18 protein-coding genes are annotated in these 18,140 nt (G+C 40.7%); 12 read left to right on the plus strand and 6 right to left on the minus strand.

What is annotated here, in order from left to right; translation table 11 throughout:
• The first annotated feature begins 32 nt into the window (after positions 1-32).
• Entirely contained in the window at positions 33-488 is a 456-nt protein-coding gene (locus NY014_RS14505; protein WP_259415271.1) for a GreA/GreB family elongation factor, read from the plus strand.
• 7 nt (positions 489-495) lie between these two features.
• Here NY014_RS14505 and NY014_RS14510 read toward each other — a convergent pair whose 3' ends face one another.
• Positions 496-909 (minus strand): rhodanese-like domain-containing protein, encoded by a 414-nt coding sequence (locus NY014_RS14510; RefSeq protein ID WP_259415272.1) that lies wholly within the window; start codon positions 907-909, stop codon positions 496-498.
• Positions 910-983: 74 nt separating this feature from the next.
• Entirely contained in the window at positions 984-1,355 is a 372-nt protein-coding gene (locus NY014_RS14515; RefSeq protein WP_259415273.1) for a VOC family protein, read from the minus strand.
• 152 nt (positions 1,356-1,507) lie between these two features.
• On the opposite strand from NY014_RS14515, the gene NY014_RS14520 reads away from it, so the two are divergent.
• Positions 1,508-2,869 carry a M20/M25/M40 family metallo-hydrolase gene (locus NY014_RS14520; RefSeq protein ID WP_259415274.1) on the plus strand — a complete coding sequence of 454 codons (1,362 nt, stop codon included), beginning with the start codon at positions 1,508-1,510 and terminating at the stop codon, positions 2,867-2,869.
• A complete protein-coding gene (locus tag NY014_RS14525; protein ID WP_259415275.1) occupies positions 2,869-3,846 on the plus strand; it encodes a glycosyltransferase family 2 protein in 978 nt (325 codons plus the stop codon). The genes NY014_RS14520 and NY014_RS14525 overlap by 1 nt, the downstream gene beginning before the upstream one ends.
• Here NY014_RS14525 and NY014_RS14530 read toward each other — a convergent pair.
• The 3 genes from NY014_RS14530 to NY014_RS14540 form a co-directional block, all read right to left on the minus strand.
• Positions 3,843-6,260 (minus strand): penicillin acylase family protein, encoded by a 2,418-nt coding sequence (locus tag NY014_RS14530; RefSeq protein ID WP_259415276.1) that lies wholly within the window; start codon positions 6,258-6,260, stop codon positions 3,843-3,845. The two genes, NY014_RS14525 and NY014_RS14530, sit on opposite strands and share 4 nt — an antisense overlap.
• 151 nt (positions 6,261-6,411) lie before the next feature.
• Entirely contained in the window at positions 6,412-6,858 is a 447-nt protein-coding gene (locus tag NY014_RS14535; protein ID WP_259415277.1) for an Hsp20/alpha crystallin family protein, read from the minus strand.
• A gap of 109 nt (positions 6,859-6,967) precedes the next feature.
• A complete protein-coding gene (locus NY014_RS14540) occupies positions 6,968-8,041 on the minus strand; it encodes a DUF6544 family protein (protein ID WP_259415278.1) in 1,074 nt (357 codons plus the stop codon).
• A 99-nt stretch (positions 8,042-8,140) separates the two neighbouring features.
• On the opposite strand from NY014_RS14540, the gene NY014_RS14545 reads away from it, so the two are divergent.
• Positions 8,141-9,775 (plus strand): M28 family metallopeptidase, encoded by a 1,635-nt coding sequence (locus NY014_RS14545; RefSeq protein WP_259415279.1) that lies wholly within the window; start codon positions 8,141-8,143, stop codon positions 9,773-9,775.
• 58 nt (positions 9,776-9,833) lie between these two features.
• On the opposite strand, the gene NY014_RS14550 is transcribed toward NY014_RS14545, so the two are convergent.
• Positions 9,834-10,061 carry a hypothetical protein gene (locus NY014_RS14550; RefSeq protein WP_259415280.1) on the minus strand — a complete coding sequence of 76 codons (228 nt, stop codon included), beginning with the start codon at positions 10,059-10,061 and terminating at the stop codon, positions 9,834-9,836.
• Positions 10,062-10,307: 246 nt separating this feature from the next.
• Between NY014_RS14550 and NY014_RS14555 the strand changes: the two genes are divergently transcribed.
• From NY014_RS14555 to NY014_RS14590, 8 genes are all read left to right on the plus strand, one after another.
• The gene (locus tag NY014_RS14555) at positions 10,308-11,720 is read left to right on the plus strand and encodes an anthranilate synthase component I family protein (protein WP_259415281.1); all 1,413 of its coding nucleotides are present in this window, start codon (positions 10,308-10,310) and stop codon (positions 11,718-11,720) included.
• Positions 11,717-12,283 (plus strand): anthranilate synthase component II, encoded by a 567-nt coding sequence (locus tag NY014_RS14560; protein WP_259415282.1) that lies wholly within the window; start codon positions 11,717-11,719, stop codon positions 12,281-12,283. Before NY014_RS14555 ends, NY014_RS14560 begins: the two co-directional genes overlap by 4 nt.
• Positions 12,284-12,304: 21 nt before the next feature.
• Complete coding sequence (gene trpD / locus NY014_RS14565) at positions 12,305-13,315, plus strand: anthranilate phosphoribosyltransferase (RefSeq protein WP_259415283.1); 1,011 nt, start codon at positions 12,305-12,307, stop codon at positions 13,313-13,315.
• A gap of 9 nt (positions 13,316-13,324) precedes the next feature.
• Positions 13,325-14,143 carry an indole-3-glycerol phosphate synthase TrpC gene (gene trpC / locus NY014_RS14570; protein WP_259415284.1) on the plus strand — a complete coding sequence of 273 codons (819 nt, stop codon included), beginning with the start codon at positions 13,325-13,327 and terminating at the stop codon, positions 14,141-14,143.
• Positions 14,143-14,775, plus strand: a complete 633-nt coding sequence (locus tag NY014_RS14575) for a phosphoribosylanthranilate isomerase (RefSeq protein WP_259415285.1) — start codon at positions 14,143-14,145, stop codon at positions 14,773-14,775. The genes trpC and NY014_RS14575 overlap by 1 nt, the downstream gene beginning before the upstream one ends.
• Before the next feature lie 41 nt (positions 14,776-14,816).
• The gene (gene trpB / locus NY014_RS14580; protein WP_259415286.1) at positions 14,817-15,995 is read left to right on the plus strand and encodes a tryptophan synthase subunit beta; all 1,179 of its coding nucleotides are present in this window, start codon (positions 14,817-14,819) and stop codon (positions 15,993-15,995) included.
• 91 nt (positions 15,996-16,086) lie between these two features.
• Complete coding sequence (trpA, locus tag NY014_RS14585) at positions 16,087-16,860, plus strand: tryptophan synthase subunit alpha (RefSeq protein ID WP_259415287.1); 774 nt, start codon at positions 16,087-16,089, stop codon at positions 16,858-16,860.
• A gap of 51 nt (positions 16,861-16,911) precedes the next feature.
• The gene (locus NY014_RS14590; RefSeq protein WP_259415288.1) at positions 16,912-17,931 is read left to right on the plus strand and encodes a bifunctional 3-deoxy-7-phosphoheptulonate synthase/chorismate mutase; all 1,020 of its coding nucleotides are present in this window, start codon (positions 16,912-16,914) and stop codon (positions 17,929-17,931) included.
• Positions 17,932-18,140 lie beyond the last annotated feature (209 nt).

An 18,140-nucleotide genomic window follows, 5' to 3' on the forward strand; every position in this document is an offset into this window, starting at 1 on the left:
GAAGGTAATATTGATTACCAATTCCAGAAGCCATGAAATCTAACCGTCTTTCCAAAAAAAGCATTTTGCAAGCCTGTAAAGTCAAGCAGGAATTAACCATTTCTGATTTTGAGCAAGAGCTAAAAAATATTCGTGAAAACCTGACCAATCATGATGAAAGTGCCAGCCAATCTCAGAAAGGAAGCGGGGATCAAAATGAAATGATCGTTAGGCTGGAGCATGAGCTTACCTTCTTGAAAAAAGAGCTTCAAATTCTGGAATCCATAGACCCAGAAAAGGAATTTCAAACAGTGGATGAAGGAGCAGTAGTTGAAACAGATCAGCGAATCTTTTTTGTGTCAACTTCCATTGAACAGGTGGATGTGAATGGAAAATGCGTCTTTGGAATCTCTACCAAAGCACCCATTTTTCAAGCCATGAAAGGAAAGAAAAAAGGGGATTCCTTTGAAGGTGGAGGTATCCACTATTTTATTGTGGATGTATATTAAGATCTTTTTACTCCCTAACGATCGGTAAACCTTGCTGATACCAAGCCTGTATACCTCCCTGTAAATGGTACACATTCGTAAAGCCCATTTCGACTAATTGCTCAGCTGCTTCCCTACTTCTAGCACCAACAGCACAATACAGAAGAACTGGCTTGTCTTTTGGGAGTTCTTGGACTTTTTTCTGAAAATCAGGCTGGTAGTAATCGATTTCGATAGCTCCTTCGATTTTCCCCTGAGCGATTTCTCCCGGAGTTCTTACATCCAGGATATTTCCGGTACTTCCTAATTTGCTGAATTCCTGTGGGTTCAGGTTCACTACAGAAGCTCCGGAATTAGTTACGGTTTGATTAGTTCCCTTGTCAGATTGGCAGGAAACAGCAATCAAAAGAAGGAAAAGGAAAAAGGGCGTCAGGTATTTCATTTGAACGGTTTTTTGACAAATGTAATAGGAATCAGTAATGCCTTTCTGTGAGAAAAATTACTAAAAGAAACGGATCAAACGTGCTGATCGATTAAAATACCGTTTCCATCAGGATCAAATAATAGGATGCTTCCAGGCCCTTTTCCATTAGGATCAGTTTCTTGCGCAAGAGGAATCCCACCGTTTTTAAGTGATTGCTGAATTGATCTTACATCATCGAAATTTTCAAGAACTTGGGCATCCTGATTCCAACCTGGATTAAAGGTCAAAATATTTTTTTCGAACATTTCGTGAAAAAGTCCGATTAGCGTTTGTTCATTTTTCATGATCAGGTAATTCATTTCTTCACTTCCTGCGAAGACAGAAAAACCCAATTGCTTATAAAATTTCCGCGAGGCTTGTAAGTCCTTGACTGAAAGACTGATTGAAAAAGCTCCAAGTTTCATAATGTAGGGGTTTGATGAGTTATTAAGATAAGTAATTCTATCCGGTCTTTCAGGGTACAAATTCTTGATCGAGTGGTATTTTTCTCCTTTATCCCTTTTTGGGTTTGAAAATTCCCAACTTTTTATTCATTTCATACCAAACCCAATCAAGCATGAAAAAATTACTCTTCGTCCTCTTTCTCCTTCCTGGTATTTCATTAGCGCAAAATCATGAAGAAAATATTCAAAGCATTTTCAATCTGGAGTTGACCAAAGGCCATACCTATGAAAATCTACGCTACCTCTGCAAAGACATTGGTCACAGGCTATCGGGCTCTCCCCAAGCAGCTGCTGCGGTGGAATATACCCGTCAACTTATGGAAAGCTATGGATTTGACACAGTTTATTTACAGCCGGTAATGGTTCCGCATTGGGTGCGTGGTGGAAAAGATGAGGTTAAGATTGTCAATTCCGAAAAATTGGGCACAGTAGACCTTCAGGCCTTGGCCTTAGGAAATACTCAAGGGACAGGACCAAGTGGATTGGTGGGAGAAGTAGTGGAGGTTCAAGGATTGGAGGGGTTGCGAGCCTTGGCAGAGGGTGCAAAAGGAAAGATTGTCTTTTACAATCAGCCCATGGACCCTACCAAAGTCAATACTTTTCAAGCTTACAGCGGAGCAGTTGGTCAACGAGGTTCAGGTGCCGCTGAAGCATCGAAGTATGGAGCGATTGGAGTTATTGTACGCTCCATGAGCAATCGGATCGATCATATCCCACATACTGGAAATCAGCGCTATAATCCTGATTTCCCTGAGATTCCTTCTTTGGCAATCAGTACCCAAGATGCGGAGCTTTTAAGTGATTTGCTGAAAGAACAATCTGATTTGAAGGTCTTTTTAAAATCTCAGGGAGAAATGAGAGGTCAGGTTCTTTCTTACAATGTGATTGGTGAAATCCGAGGTACTGAGAGACCAGATGAAATCATCGCTGTAGGTGGGCATTTGGACTCTTGGGATGTGGGTGAAGGAGCGCATGATGATGGAGCAGGGTGTATGCAGGCAATTGAGGTTTTGCGGATTTACAAGGAATTGGGTTGGAAGCCGAAACGAACCATCCGAGCTGTAATGTGGATGAATGAAGAAAACGGCTTGATGGGAGGAAGAGAATATGCTCGTGTAGCCAAAGAAAAAGGTGAAAAACACATTGCTGCTATCGAGTCGGATTCTGGAGGTTTTTTACCAATCGGGTTTTCTTCAACAGGAACCGAATCCCAACGTTCCAAATTAGCCTCTTGGAGAGATTATTTTACCCCCTATAATATTTGGAAATTGGACGTGCCAGGTGGAGGCGCTGATATTGGTCCGCTTCGGGATCAGGGGCCTATCTTGATTGGTCTACATCCAGATTCACAGCGATACTTTATCTATCACCATACAGCAGCTGATGTTTTTGAAGCAGTAGATCAACGGGAATTGGAGTTAGGTGCTGCAGCGATGACTGCCTTGGTTTACCTAATCGAACAAGAGGGGATTTAATGTTAGAAAAAGAGGAAAAAGTTCCTGAAATCAGTATTCTCATCCCCTTCAAAAATGCTGAGAAGTGGATAGAGGAATGTCTTGAATCAATCATTACTCAAAGCTTCCCCGATTTTGAGGTGATTGGCGTGAATGATTTTTCACAGGATAAGAGTGCTTTGATTTTTGAGGAATATGTCAAAAAAGATCCCCGATTTAAACTTCTTTCAAATACAGGACATGGAGTTATTCCCGCATTGGATTTAGCTTTTTCAGCTTCCAAAGGGAAAATGATTACCCGGATGGATCCGGATGATCGCATGCCGGAAAAACGGTTGGAAATTATGCGGAACCGACTGCTCCGCTGCGATAGGCATACCGTTGTGACAGGAAAGGTGCTTTATTTTTCAGAGCATGAAGTAAGTCCTGGTAACCTAGATTACCAAAGTTGGCTCAATGATATCAACATGCATGGGAATCAATATGCCCAAATTTACAGGGAATGTGTTATCGCCTCTCCCAATTGGCTGACTTATCGGGAAAATATTGATTTAATTGGTGGATTTGGAAATCTACACTATCCGGAGGATTATGATTTGGCTATCAAATGGTATGAAAGGAAAATAAATTTTGAAGCTGTACAGGAATTAACCTTATACTGGAGGGAACATCCCGATCGGAGTACCCACAACTCTAATTATTTCACCCAAAAGCTTTTTTTAGAATTAAAAATCAATGCCTTTTTAAAATTGGATTTTAGAGGCGGTCCTTTGTTGATTTGGGGGAAAAACAAAAAATCAGAGCTGATCTCCAAGATTTTGAAGGAGCATCAAGTTCATTTTAAGATTCACGATACCAAGGACTTCAAACTCATTGAAAAAATCTCCAACCCACAATTACTGGTAGCCATATATCCTGAAGAAAAGGAGCGAATTGAAATCCAAAAGTACCTGACGTTGATAGGTCTCAAGGAAGGGACCGATTGGTGGTGGGTTTAGTTTTTTGGATAAAATTGCTCGGTATAGGCTTTTTTTGATTGAATCTTTTCCTTTGAAAAAGGAATCCCCACAAACTCATCATTTGCCCAAATCGGGAATAAATTCTTGTAAAATGGGCTTTCGGGATTTCCGGATTGTCCTGGCGTGTTGATTCCAATTGTATTTTCCCAATCACCAGTGTCTACTACAATTCGGAATGAGGCTCCCGAAGTATTATTATCTCCGTAGGCATTGGCACCTGGCGTAAAACTATAGCCACCTCGAGGTAGGATATCGGTATTCAATTTGGCTTGCCATGCTTTATTGACCACTAGACCCAAAGGATGAATAATTTGGGCATGTTTGTAATCCGCTTGACCATATTGCCATTTGGAGGGGTTTTCGCCAAGTTTTTCTTCTAATGTTTTAATGGCCTGCTCAAAACTTTCCGCCAATAATCGATCTCTATTACCAATAGGGTTGTTGTTGTACATTTTTTCAGGATTATCCATCCATTCCAAAACCCGCGTTAACTGAATACTGCCCATCCAAGGCTTCACTTCATCAGGGATCATCAATTCAGAGATGTTCCTTCTCAGAATTCGTTCCCACATCACATAGACTCCAGCTTCAATAGAATTAGGACTTAGAACAAAATCCCAAGCCTGTAATACTTGACTTAGGGAATCAACGCGCTCATTTTCCCAAGTCAAACTTTTAAGAAAAGGAATCAATCGTCTTGCTGGCAAGGCGAGGTAGTCGTTTTGCAAGGCTCCCATTTCTGAAACGGTGAATTTTTTATTTTGACTCAGAACCTCTTTGATTCGCTCTCCCCGAAAATCATCAGACCATTCATAGCCCAAAGCCTCTGGATAAGGGTAATTTTCCTCGGCTACATTTTGATTAGCTGTCGCAATAAAGCCTGATTCCGGATTGACTGAATGGGGTCTGTCTTCAATAGGGAGATAGCCATCCCATTCATAATCTCCATTCCCAGCTGTCGTAATCAAACCTGAGAAACCTCTTCGAATTGGGGTAATTCCGGTTGCCTGCCACCCGATTGTTCCATCTTTTCCAGCCCAAACCATATTTTCAGCTGGTATATTATTGTAGGTACATGCCTTCCGAAATTCTTCCCAAGTTTGAGATTGGTCCATTCGCAAGCTAGCTAAATAGGGTGCAGAACCCGGTTCCAGCCAAGCGCATTCTACCGCCACCGCTTTATTCAAATCCTCATCGATAAAAGTCACTGGACCGTGAATGGTGTAGTGATGTGTGACGATTTCTTCTTTTCCGCCTTTGACCCGGATGGTATCCTGGATTTTCTCCATTTCTTTCCATTCTCCCTGAAAGAAATATAACTCTGGGTTTTCAGGTGAAATGTCATAAACACGTAGGTCTTCATTGTCCGTAGAGAAAATCGTAAGTCCCCAAGCTCCGTAATCGTTATGACCGATTGACACTCCCGGAATCTCAGGTTCTCCTGCTCCGATGACGTTCCACCCTGGTGCATTCAAGTGAACCCAATATCGAAGGGAAGGAACAGCCTGAAGTCTATGTGGATCGTTTGCCATGAATGGATAGCCGCTTGCTGTTTTCTCTCCTGAAACCACCCAATTGTTGCTTCCTTGAGCGAAGGCATCGGACTCCAAGGTGTACCGAATGGATTCTTCAAGTAATGCAGTTGATTTTTCAAACTCATCCTCACTTATTCGAAATGATTCCACAATATCCTCTTTGCGAAATTCTACTCTCTTTCTAAATGCTTGGTAGGGAGCTAGAATATCCTTCATTAGCAATTCCTCTGGTATGCTTGGGTCCAAATCCAAAACTGGTTCATTGGGATGGAAATAATAAAATTCTTTGGCTTTCTCAGGACCAATTTGACTTACCACCCGACTGATATCGAGTTCATCTACCACATTTTCCAGAAGCCCCTGATGTCTGGAAATGACCACTTCCCAAGTCCAATATTCAGGAAGGATTTCAAGCATTTTAAACTCTATTGGAAGCAATTCTGGATTGTCCCGTACTTCAGCGATGTAGGTGTTAATTCCTTCGACAAAAGCATCGACGATTTCAACCCCACGAGGATGATAATGCCTCAGTTCCGTTTCCTTATCACCTCGAAATTTAAATAGTCTTACCCCTCGGTCTCGTTCCAACTCACGTTCCCCTAGAATTTCCGCGAGAGTTCCTGTAGCCTGTCTACGCCACAATTCAAATTGAAAAAGCCGATCTCTTGCAGCCAAATATCCTTGGGTGAAAAAGAGATCTTGCTCATTTTGAGCAAAAATATGGTTGATTCCATTTTCATCCCGAATCACTTCCACTTCCTCCTGTAAACCGGGGATTTGAAGTTGATTTTTTTGGCAGGCTGCCAAAATCAACAACAGGAAAAAAGCTAGGAGTCGGAAGTTTAATCTTGATTTCATGGTTCTGGGGTTTGAAGAAATTTCTACAATAAATCGGGGATTTCCAATGAATTGTCACGGTAGGAAAGGAAAACTGAAAAAATGAAAGCCCCGATTTCTTTAATCGGGGCTCCCACCTTACTAACAAAAAAGTATTTCCCTAGGGAAGCTACTAACCTACTTCAATGGCTTTCTTATGTTCGCCCTTGATCATTTTACTTTTTGGAAGGACTAATCTGAGCAATCCATTTTTGTAGTTGGCATCAATGGATTCTTCAGATACATTTTCGGGAAGCACAAAAGATCTTCGGATACTGGTGTAAGAAAATTCTTTCTTACGGTATTGATCTCTTTCCTCTTCTTCATGATGTTCTTTTTCAGCGCAAATATTCAATACGCCTTCTTCAACATCTATTTTGAAGTCCTTCTTATCAAATCCCGGAGCTGATAATTCGATCTTAAATTCTTTGTCATTTTCGATCACATTAGCTGAGGGAACCTCCACGGTTTTATCCATGAACCAAAACTTGTCATCCCATTCGAAGGGATTTTCTGCTCCAAAGAAGTCTTGGGCCATTTTGGGCCAAAAACCTCTACTTCTTTTAGTTATAGCGCCCATGATTCTTTGTGTTTAAGTGAATTAATGACCTTAATTTCCTTTTCTTTTAAAGGGAATTGAATGATATCCATCACATCTAGAGGTGATTCCGATCAAAGAAAAAGTATAATCAAAAATCGTATTGAATATTCTCTATTTTCAACTTCAACCATGTCCAATCATTTTCCTCAAACCGCCAAGTTGCTCGCATTGTACTTGGAATTTTTATGCCCTGAAAAGTTGAATATTCTTGTACGGTTAGGATCCAAGGAAAGCGTTTTGATTCGGGTTTGTTTTCATAAAACCTCAAAGCTTCAAATCGAATGAAATCTCCATTTTCGTCAAAAAAGAAGGTGCCGGTTCCAATAGTCTCTCCGATTGTTAAGGAGGCTTTTGCGGAATTTCCATCTAATTCCTGCCAGGAGATAGCAGGATGGAGCGCTAGACTTGGAATCCAGACAAGTTCACCCAAAAGTCGCTGAATACTTCCTTCGTCAATTTTCTCTCCCTTCTCTTCAACGATGGGGAAAATACCGCCGAGCAGAATCAGCATTTCTCCTTTTCCATTCAAACACTGATCTCTTCCAAAAATTTTTATCCCAGGTAGCATTTGCATTTCAACTTCCCAATGGAAAGCCGGATAATTCACACGAGTAAGTTGAAAAGCTGTCGCAAGCTTCCAATCATCTTGACTCGGCTTCATTTTCAACTCTGCGCTTTGGTGTATCTCTGCCATTGTCATAGGATTGGTTTCATCAAAACCTATCCGGTTTAGCCACTTGATAAGGGGTTTAGGTAATTCCCTTATTTTTCGAAGTTCTACAGATTCAGTTTTCTCTCGGAAAGCTGCTTTTTCATCTTCAAGCTTTTGGTTCCAATTGGATATGAAAAGCATTTGAATCGCTGTAATGAGAATGATTATGTTTGGGATGGTTCCAAACTTGGCGTCCTGCCAAACAGAAAAAATTAATACCTGAGAGATCAGGACTGCTAGTATTCCAAAATATCCTGCTGACGGATTTTCCAAGAATCCGAGAATTGCAAAAACCAAAAAAAGGATAGTTCCCAAAAGCCAAACCCAACCCAAAGCAGGAGAAATAGGAGCTGTCAACTGCTCGATTTGTGCAAACTTGAAAGCTTTTAAAAATCCAAGCAAATGAATAAGACCATGAAGAATAGCAATTAAAATGATAGCAGTTTTCATAGTAAAAAATGGTTTAGTTGACCTGGCTCTAATTTTAAAAAATTACAAATCAATTCAAATTTTACGTAGCTTTCTAATTGCTAATCATTCGCTAAAGCCATGAAAAAAATCAACCTTCTAATTCTTGCTTCCCTAGTTGCTTGGGCAGCATGTAGCCCTGAAAAGCCTTATCAATTTCAAGTCTCTGACCTAGAACCACTCATTGATACCTTATCCTCTGATTATTTTGAAGGACGGATGCCTTTTTCGGAAGGCGAGAATAAGACGATAGGTTATCTAGTTCATGAATTTGAGTCTTATGGTTTGGAGCCTGGAAATGGTGACTCCTACATTCAGGATGTTCCCTTGGTTTCAATTTTCACAGAAGCTTCTCCAACCATGGAAATCAAATCGTCTAACGAGTCCATGACATTGGAAGGATTGAAGGATTATGTTTTATGGACGCAGCGAACGGATTCTGAAGTACAATTTGAAGATGCAGAATTAGTCTTTGCAGGATTTGGAATCGTGGCTCCGGAATATGGCTGGGATGATTACAAAAACATCGATGTGAAAGACAAGATCGTCGTAGTCTTGGTCAATGATCCTGGCTTTGGAACTGAAGATGCCTCATTTTTCAAAGGAAATACCATGACTTACTATGGCCGATGGACCTATAAATATGAGGAAGCAATTCGTCAGGGAGCTTTGGGGTGCTTGATTGTCCATAATACTATTCCGGCTGGTTATGGATTCAATGTGATTCAAAATTCTTGGAATGCTTCCAAGCTTTACTTGGACGATCGGGGAAAGGAGGGTTATAAATTGGCCTTTGAAGGTTGGGTGACCTTGCCTACTGCCAACAAGCTTTTTGAAATGGCTGGGCTGAATGAAAGAGAATTATTGGCAAAGGCTCGAAAGCCAGATTTTGAAGCTATTCCTATGGGTTTGACGGCAAGTTCATCGATGGCAGTAAACGCCACCTACAATACCTCCAAAAATGTGGTTGCAAAAATCACTGGTATCGAGCAGCCTAAAGAATATGTGATTTATACTGCGCATTGGGATCATTTTGGAATAGGAAAACCAGATGAAACAGGAGATAGTATCTACAATGGAGCCTTGGATAATGCTTCTGGTACGGCTGCTTTATTAGCTTTGGCTAAAGCTTTTCAGGAGTCAAAAGCCCCAAATCGAACGGTTGTCTTTTTAGCAGTTACTGCAGAAGAGCAAGGGTTATTGGGCTCTGCTTATTACGCTCAAAACCCAATCTATCCATTGGGTAAAACCGTTGCGAATATCAATATAGATGGGGTCAATCCTTATGGGAAAATGCGGGATGTTTCTGTGATTGGTAGAGGACAATCAGAAATGGAAGATCTTTTGGATGTGGAATTGCAAAAGCAGGGGAGATATGCGGCTCCAGATCCAAATCCAGTGGCTGGTTACTATTTTCGTTCAGATCATTTCAATTTTGCCAAGGTAGGGGTTCCTGCTCTTTACTTCCAAAATGGAATTGACCATGTGGAAAAGGGAAAGGAATACGGAAAAGAACTCGAGGAAAATTACACGATTGAGTATTATCATAAGCCTTCCGATGAGTACGATCCAGAACGTTGGAATTTGGAGGGAGCTGCAGAAGATGTACAATTACTTTACAACATTGGCCAGAATATCTCGAATTCTACCCAATGGCCAAATTGGAAAGAAGGATCCGAATTCAAGGCTATTCGGGATGGGTATATGAAGAAGTAGTGAAATTGAAAAAATGATTATAAAAATGCTCGAGATAAAATTTCTCGAGCATTTTTATTTATGATTTCGCCAATAGGAGTTGAAATTCCAAAGGACTGCAAGACTGGAATTCATCTTCTGCTAAGTCCTCGAAAATCTCTTCATCAAATTCCATCTCGGTCTTTTCGATTTTTCCGTCAGGATGAACAATAAGTTCTACTCCTGTCAAATCATCTGGATTCACCTGAACCAAAACCTGATAATCGTCAAAGATTCGCTTGAAATACTGTGCTATTGATTTGGCCATGGTGCTTTTTTTAAATTTTTTTCAAAAATAGGACATAATTTTCATGATTGGATTTTGACAATTCCAAACCCTTTCTAAATTTGTCACAAGCTTATGAAAACAACAACAAACAAATATTGGTGGTGGCATCTAAATTCTTTCCCGGGGAAAGTACAGCAAGCCCTTGCCTAAATTTGAGTTGCATGAATATAAAATGGCTTACTGGAATCCCCGGTAAGCCTTTTTTTATGTCTTAAAAATTTCAAAATGAATCACGTAAAATTTCCCATCCTGACCACCTTTCGAAAGCGTTTGGCAGATACGATTACTCCTGTGAGCATATACTTGCAGATTCGAGATCGATTTGCGAATCCGATTCTTTTGGAAAGTTCCGATTATCACGGTCAGGAAAACAGCTATTCCTACATTTGCTTCAATCCCCTGGCAACTTTTTCCTTCAATGCCGGGAAGGTTACAGAAAAGCTTCCCGATGGAAAAGAGATTCAATACGAAGTTGGGGGAGAAAAATCTTTGATGGATTCTCTTCGGGCTTTTGGAAACAAATTCGATCCGACTCCAGATAAATTTAAATTCAGCACCAATGGGCTTTTTGGGTACATACAATACGACACGGTTGGTTGGTTTGAAGATATCAAACTAAGCAAAACGAATCCTAATGAGATTCCCATGATGTACTATGCGATGTATCAGAACATCATCGTAGTGGATCATTACAAAAATGAGCTCTATTTATTCGAGCATCGGGTGGCAGGGGCGAACAATACAGAGTATATCTCCGAAATTGAAACGCTTCTTAACAATAAGAATATTCCAGCCTATTCCTTCAAAACAGTGGGAGAGGAGGTTTCCAATTATACTGATGAGGAATTTTTGAAGGTTCTGAATCAAGGTAGAGAACATTGTTTTCGAGGAGATGTCTTTCAGATTGTTCTATCCAGAAGATTCTCTACAGAATTCAAGGGGGATGAATTCAATGTTTATCGTGCTCTCCGCTCCGTAAATCCATCTCCGTACCTATTCTATTTTGATTATGGTTCTTTTAAAGTTTTTGGAAGTTCTCCAGAAGCCCAAATCGTAGTGAAAAACCGAAAGGCTACTATTTATCCAATTGCAGGTACGTTTCGCCGAACTGGAAATGACGCGGAAGATGCGGTATTGGCACGAAAGCTTTACGATGATCCAAAGGAGAATTCAGAACATGTGATGTTGGTGGATTTGGCTCGAAATGATTTGTCCCGCTCCTCTGATGTGGTTGAAGTGGAAGTTTTCAAGGAAATCCAATATTACTCTCATGTCATTCACTTGGTTTCCAAAGTAACAGGACAGTTGGCAGAAGGTGCCAATCCCCTTCAATTGGTGGCAGATACTTTTCCGGCAGGGACACTATCTGGAGCTCCTAAATACAGGGCTATGAAATTGATAGACGAATTGGAAAATACAAGTAGACAATTCTATGGAGGAGCAATTGGTTACCTGGGTTTCAATGGAGATTTTAATCATGCAATTCTTATCAGATCCTTTGTTTCCGAAAACAATCAGTTACGCTTCCAAGCAGGAGCGGGAGTTGTAGCCAAAAGCTCAATTCCATCCGAGCTTCAGGAGGTAGCAAATAAGTTAGAGGCGTTGAGAGTGGCACTTAGAGCGGCGGAAGAGATATGAAAATTCTAGTCCTCGATAATTACGATTCCTTTACTTATAACCTGGTTTATATCATCAGGCAGTTGGGGTATGGGAAACAAATGGATGTTTTTCGGAATGATAAAATCAGTTTTGAAGATGTGGCGGGCTATAGTAAAATATTACTTTCACCTGGTCCGGGTATACCTGCTGAAGCTGGAATTATGCCTGAATTACTCAAGAGATATTCTTCTGAAAAATCTATTTTGGGAGTTTGCCTTGGGCACCAAGCTATAGGAGAAGCTTTTGGAGGAAGCTTGATTAACCTTTCAGAAGTCCTGCATGGAGTTGCTTCGCAAGTAAAAGTGGAAAGGGATTTGCTCTTTGAAGGAATACCTGATTCATTTCAAATTGGTAGATATCATTCCTGGGTGATAAATGAAGCAACCTTATCACCGGATTTGGAAGTAATTGCCCGAACACCAGATAATCAAATTATGGGGGTAAGGCATAAACAATTTGCTGTTCGAGGAGTACAATTTCACCCTGAAAGTATTCTGACTGAACATGGAGTTCAAATCATAAAAAACTGGTTGGAATCCTGATTTCAATAAAAATCGCTGACAATGAAAGAAATTTTAAATCAACTGATTGAGCATAAAACACTTTCTCAAGCTCAGGCTCGGGAGGTTCTCAAAAATATTGCAACAGGAAGTTACAATTCCAGTCAAATTGCAGCTTTTTTGACCGTTTACTTGATGCGGAGTATTACGGTCGAGGAGTTGCGTGGCTTTAGAGAGGCGATGTTGGAGTTGTGTATTCCTGTAGAAATTGCCGAATACGACGCCATGGACCTTTGTGGTACCGGAGGGGATGGGAAGGATACATTTAATATCTCAACACTTTCTTCTTTTATCGTTGCTGGAGCAGGCCAGAATGTTGCAAAACACGGAAATACAGGGGTTTCTTCTATCTGTGGCTCTTCAAATTTATTGGCATATTTTGGCTACGAGTTCACCAATAATATTGATGAAATTCGCCGGTCTTTGGATGAAGCGGGAATCTGCTTTTTGCATGCGCCGCTTTTCCACCCTGCAATGAAAAATGTAGCTCCTGTTCGAAAGGAATTGGGAGTGAAAACCTTCTTCAATATGCTGGGTCCGATGGTAAATCCAAGTTTCCCGGGCAAGCAATTAGTTGGAGTCTTTAGCCTTGAATTGGCTAGACTGTATGCTTATCTGTATCAGGAATCAAATGCGCAGTTTTCCATTTTGCATTCTATTGATGGCTATGATGAGATTTCCTTGACGGGTGATTTTAAGATGATTTCTAATTCTGGAGAGAAGCTGTATAAGCCGGAGCAAATTGGTCTCGCTACGCTGAAAGCTTCGGAAATAAAGGGAGGTGAGACGATTGAAGAATCAGCAAAAATTTTCGAGTCCATTTTGAAAGGAAAAGGAACCAAAGCTCAAAATCAAGTGGTGTTAGCAAATTCTGCAGCAGCCTTGGTGACAGCCGATCCTTCTCTTTCTTTTCAGGAAGCAGTGGCGAAGGTAGAAGAGGTCCTGCTTGGTGGAAAAGCACTGGATGTCTTCAATAGATTGGTCAATCCCAAAACATCAGTTTCGTTTAATTAAGAGTGAGTTATGAATATTTTAGAAAAAATAATTGCAGATAAATACAAAGAGGTTGAGGAGCGAAAAAGCCTGATTCCAGTTAAACTGTTGGAAAAAAGCATATTCTTTGATGGCCAGGTGGTGTCAATGAAAAAATATATTCAGCATCCCGAGAAATCAGGAATTATTGCTGAATTCAAACGAAAATCTCCTTCCAAGGGCCTAATTAATGGAAATGCTCAGGTCGAAACAGTTAGTATAGGCTACATGCAGGCTGGAGCCTCCGCACTTTCAATTTTAACCGACAAGGAATATTTCGGTGGCTCAAATGAAGATTTGAAAGCTGCTCGGAAATTCAATTTTTGCCCAATCCTTCGAAAGGATTTTGTGGTAGATGAATATCAACTGATCGAAGCTAAATCCATTGGTGCGGACTGTGTGCTTTTGATTGCTGCAGCATTAGAGCCTGAGAAGCTAAAATCTCTGACTTACTTCGCAAAAAGCCTTGGACTTGAGGTGTTGTTGGAAGTTCATGACAGAGAGGAATTGGAGAAAAGTCTGAATGATGGAGTGGATTTGGTTGGGGTGAATAACCGAAACTTGAAAACCTTTGACGTGTCTATCGAAACCTCTTTGGAGTTGGTAGATAAGATTCCATCTTCCTTTGTTAAAATTTCTGAGAGCGGGATTTCTGATCCTAATACTCTTGTGAAACTTAAGAGGGCTGGATTTGATGGGTTTTTGATTGGAGAAAACTTCATGAAGTCTAGTCGGCCTGAACAAGCAGCTTATAATTTCATCAAGGAGTACAAAAGATTATTAGCAGCTGAAGCTTTATCTAAAGCCTGATGGAAATCAAAGTCTGTGGCATGCGGGAACCGGAGAATATCCGGAGTCTGATTTCGGATGTAAATCCAGACTGGATGGGGTTGATTTTTTATCCCAAATCTCCCCGTTATGTTTCAGATGAATATTCGGAAAGTTTGAAGGGTTTTCCAGTCAGGAAAGTTGGAGTATTTGTGAATGAATCAGTGGATGAAATTCTTAAAAAGGTAAAACTCTTTGATCTTTTTGCAATTCAACTTCACGGAAAAGAACCGATAGAAATGCTAGCGGAATTAAAGAGAAAAACAGATACTGAGCTTTGGAAGGTGATATCGGTAGCAAATGAAATCAATTGGGAAAGCATAGCGGGTTATTTGCCTTATGTGAACAAATTCCTGTTTGATACAGCTAGTCCAAATCACGGGGGAACAGGAAGAAAGTTTGACTGGGAAGTTTTGAAAACCTATCCCTTCGACAAAGGATTTCTATTGAGTGGAGGTTTAGATGAGGATAGTGTTGGTGAAATTAGGGCTTTGCAAAAAGAAATATCTCAACTTGAGGGAGTAGACCTCAACTCGAAGTTTGAAAATGCTCCTGGACTGAAAAATATTGAAAGAATAGTGCGGTTTAAAGAAAAATTAGACCATAGCTTATAGTCCATGGTCCATGGACTTAAACCTATAAACTTGAATACAGAATGATACGAGTGGATGAAAAGGGGTTCTATGGAAGGTTTGGGGGAGCATACATCCCCGAAATGCTCCATCCCAATGTAGAAGAACTAAAGGAGAATTATGAAGCCATAATTGCTACTCCTGAATTTCAGCAAGAGTTTCGAATGCTTCTCAGGGATTATGTGGGAAGACCTACTCCTTTGTATTTGGCACAAAGGCTATCTGAGAAATATGGTGCAAAAATCTATCTAAAAAGGGAAGACCTTTGTCATACAGGGGCTCATAAAGTCAATAATACCATCGGTCAGATCATTTTGGCTAAAAAGCTGGGTAAAAAAAGGGTCATTGCTGAAACAGGTGCCGGTCAGCATGGTGTGGCGACAGCAACTGTCTGCGCACTGATGGGTATGGACTGCACAGTATATATGGGTGAGTTGGATATTGAGCGTCAACGTCCCAACGTAGAGCGAATGAAAATCCTCGGTGCGAAAGTGGTGGCTGCCACCTCGGGGTCAAAAACCCTCAAAGATGCAACCAATGAAGCCATGCGCCAATGGATCAATAATCCAGTTGATACGCACTACATAATTGGATCAGTGGTAGGTCCGCATCCATATCCTGAAATGGTTGCCCGATTCCAATCGGTGATCTCAGAGGAGATGAAATGGCAGCTCAAGGAAAAAGAAGGACGTGAAAATCCAGATTTGGTTATCGCTTGTGTAGGTGGAGGTTCCAATGCAGCAGGAGCATTTTATCACTATTACAATACCCCTGAAGTTCGACTAGTAGCGGCTGAAGCTGCGGGATTGGGAATAAGTTCAGGGAAATCTGCAGCCACAACTGTCTTAGGAACTCCGGGTATTTTGCATGGATCCAAAACCATCCTGATGCAAACGGAAGATGGTCAGGTAGTCGAACCGCATTCCATTTCTGCTGGATTGGATTATCCAGGAATTGGGCCAGTTCATGCGCATTTGTTTGATATTGGCCGTGCTGAATTTGTGGCTGTGGAGGATGAAGATGCGATGAAAGCCGGAATTGAACTCAGCCGTCTAGAAGGAATTATCCCTGCTATTGAGTCAGCTCATGCGATCCATGCGCTCAACATGATTGAATACCAAAAAGATGACGTGATCGTCATTAACCTTTCCGGAAGAGGCGACAAGGATCTGGAGACTTATATCAAATGGGGAGGATATTAAAAATGATGAATGATGAATTGAGAATGCTGAATATCGAATTACCCATATTCTAAATTTTTCAATTTTCAAATATTTCAATTTTGAAATCGCAATGAATCGCATACACTATTTATTCAACAACAAGCAAGAGCGGGTGCTCTCAATCTACTTTACGGCTGGGTTTCCCCATTTGGAGGATACAATCCCGGTAATGGAAGCCATTCAGGCAGGTGGTGCTGATATTATCGAAATCGGGGTGCCATATTCCGATCCGATTGCCGATGGCCCGACCATTCAGGATAGTAATAAAATTGCCCTTGAGAATGGAATGAGCATGAAAAAGCTCTTTGAACAATTGCGGGGTTTTCGAGCGAAAATCAATCTTCCGGTAGTGTTAATGGGATACCTGAATCCAATCATTCAATTCGGAATGGAGGAATTTTGTAAGAAATGTAAAGAAGTTGGAATTGATGGGTTGATTGTTCCGGATTTGCCGATGCAGCAGTATTTGGATGAATACAAGTCCTTATTTGAGGAATATGGATTGGTTAATACCTTTTTGATTTCCCCTCAAACCTCAGAGAAGCGGATTCGGGAAATCGATGAAAATACGGATGGATTTATTTACATGGTTTCATCACATTCGATCACAGGAGCAAAAAGTGGAATTAGTGCCGAGCAAATCGCCTATTTCAAAAGGGTGCAAGAGATGAATCTTAAAAATCCCCGGCTGATAGGATTTGGGATATCCGATTCAGAGACATTCACCACCGCTTCCAAGTACAGCAATGGGGCTATTATTGGTTCGGCTTTTATCAAAAAAATCAAAGACTCAAAAAATCAATCTCAAGATATTAAAGATTACATACAGGCTGTGATTAACTAGATTTCTATTGAAAAAGCCTCGTAAATCGTATTTCGTAAATCGTACTTCAAAATGATTATTCAATTACAACCCGATATTTCTTCCAAGCAAAAGGAAAACTTGATCGAAAAGGTCAATGGAATCGGTTATAAAACCACCGAAGTAAAAACCCAATTGGGGGATTACATCATCGGTATCGGTAAGAAAGAATTTGATATCCGGAAGATAGGTCAACTCGACGGCATCCGCGACATTCATATTGTCTCCGATGAATACAAACTGGTTTCCAAAAAATGGAAAGCAAAACCAACCTCTATTGACTTAGGTGACGGGGTATTTATCAAAGACGGAGAAATGGCCATCATTACAGGGCCTTGCTCCATCGAGTCTGAGGAGCAGATTCGAAAAGTGGTAGACCACTGTGTAGAAAATGGTATTCGGATGATGCGGGGCGGAGTTTTTAAACCAAGAACTTCTCCTTATGCTTTTCGAGGCATGGGCATTGAAGGACTCAAGCTTTGGCATTCTATCGCTTCAGAAGCAGGGATCAAGATTGTGACTGAAGTGATGCAAACTTCCCAAATTGAGGAAATGTATCCTTATGTAGATATTTACCAAGTTGGGGCTAGAAATTCTCAGAATTTTAATTTGCTGGATGAACTTGGAAAAGTAGATAAAGCTGTGATGATTAAGCGGGGAATCTCCGGAACGATAGAAGAATTGCTGCAGTCTGCTGAATATGTTTTTTCGGGAGGAAATGAAAAGCTGATTCTCTGTGAAAGAGGAATTAGAACTTATGAAAAGGCTTCCCGAAATACCTTGGATCTCAATGCTATTCCGATTCTTAAAGCCAAATCCCATCTTCCTGTGATCGTGGACCCTTCACATGGGATCGGAATTCGAGCCTATGTTCCTCAGATGGCTTTGGCAGGAGTGATGGCAGGAGCGGATGGGGTCATTTATGAATCTCATGAAATTCCTGAGAAAGCCTATTCCGATGGGCAGCAGACTTTGGATTTCGCTCAAAGTGCCAGACTAGCCGCTTGGATCAGAGAAATCTTCGATAAAAGAAAAACTTTCGACCTGCTGTAAAATAATTTTGCAATCAGCTACTTAGCTCATTAAATTCGTAACATGAATCCAACCCCAAGAACATTTATTCATCACTCTCACTACTATCTTCAATGATGGAATAGGATGAGTATGTTTTTTGGTAAACAATATGAAAGCCTATTCCAATTCAGGGATAGGCTTTTTTGGTTACTTCACAGTAATTGTGAAAAGGCTAAAGGATAAAAGAA

This window comes from Algoriphagus limi (assembly GCF_024919275.1).
In the GTDB taxonomy this organism is placed as follows: Bacteria; Bacteroidota; Bacteroidia; order Cytophagales; family Cyclobacteriaceae; genus Algoriphagus; species Algoriphagus limi.

Coding starts and splice junctions, on each gene's coding strand:
- NY014_RS14555 (WP_259415281.1), top strand. CDS start 10,308: ATGAATCACGTAAAATTTCCCATCCTGACCACCTTTCGAAAGCGTTTG.
- trpB (WP_259415286.1), top strand. CDS start 14,817: ATGATACGAGTGGATGAAAAGGGGTTCTATGGAAGGTTTGGGGGAGCA.
- NY014_RS14590 (WP_259415288.1), top strand. CDS start 16,912: ATGATTATTCAATTACAACCCGATATTTCTTCCAAGCAAAAGGAAAAC.
- NY014_RS14520 (WP_259415274.1), top strand. CDS start 1,508: ATGAAAAAATTACTCTTCGTCCTCTTTCTCCTTCCTGGTATTTCATTA.
- trpA (WP_259415287.1), top strand. CDS start 16,087: ATGAATCGCATACACTATTTATTCAACAACAAGCAAGAGCGGGTGCTC.
- NY014_RS14560 (WP_259415282.1), top strand. CDS start 11,717: ATGAAAATTCTAGTCCTCGATAATTACGATTCCTTTACTTATAACCTG.
- NY014_RS14545 (WP_259415279.1), top strand. CDS start 8,141: ATGAAAAAAATCAACCTTCTAATTCTTGCTTCCCTAGTTGCTTGGGCA.
- trpC (WP_259415284.1), top strand. CDS start 13,325: ATGAATATTTTAGAAAAAATAATTGCAGATAAATACAAAGAGGTTGAG.
- NY014_RS14530 (WP_259415276.1), bottom strand. CDS start 6,260: ATGAAATCAAGATTAAACTTCCGACTCCTAGCTTTTTTCCTGTTGTTG.
- NY014_RS14515 (WP_259415273.1), bottom strand. CDS start 1,355: ATGAAACTTGGAGCTTTTTCAATCAGTCTTTCAGTCAAGGACTTACAA.
- trpD (WP_259415283.1), top strand. CDS start 12,305: ATGAAAGAAATTTTAAATCAACTGATTGAGCATAAAACACTTTCTCAA.
- NY014_RS14575 (WP_259415285.1), top strand. CDS start 14,143: ATGGAAATCAAAGTCTGTGGCATGCGGGAACCGGAGAATATCCGGAGT.
- NY014_RS14510 (WP_259415272.1), bottom strand. CDS start 909: ATGAAATACCTGACGCCCTTTTTCCTTTTCCTTCTTTTGATTGCTGTT.
- NY014_RS14550 (WP_259415280.1), bottom strand. CDS start 10,061: ATGGCCAAATCAATAGCACAGTATTTCAAGCGAATCTTTGACGATTAT.
- NY014_RS14505 (WP_259415271.1), top strand. CDS start 33: ATGAAATCTAACCGTCTTTCCAAAAAAAGCATTTTGCAAGCCTGTAAA.
- NY014_RS14525 (WP_259415275.1), top strand. CDS start 2,869: ATGTTAGAAAAAGAGGAAAAAGTTCCTGAAATCAGTATTCTCATCCCC.
- NY014_RS14535 (WP_259415277.1), bottom strand. CDS start 6,858: ATGGGCGCTATAACTAAAAGAAGTAGAGGTTTTTGGCCCAAAATGGCC.
- NY014_RS14540 (WP_259415278.1), bottom strand. CDS start 8,041: ATGAAAACTGCTATCATTTTAATTGCTATTCTTCATGGTCTTATTCAT.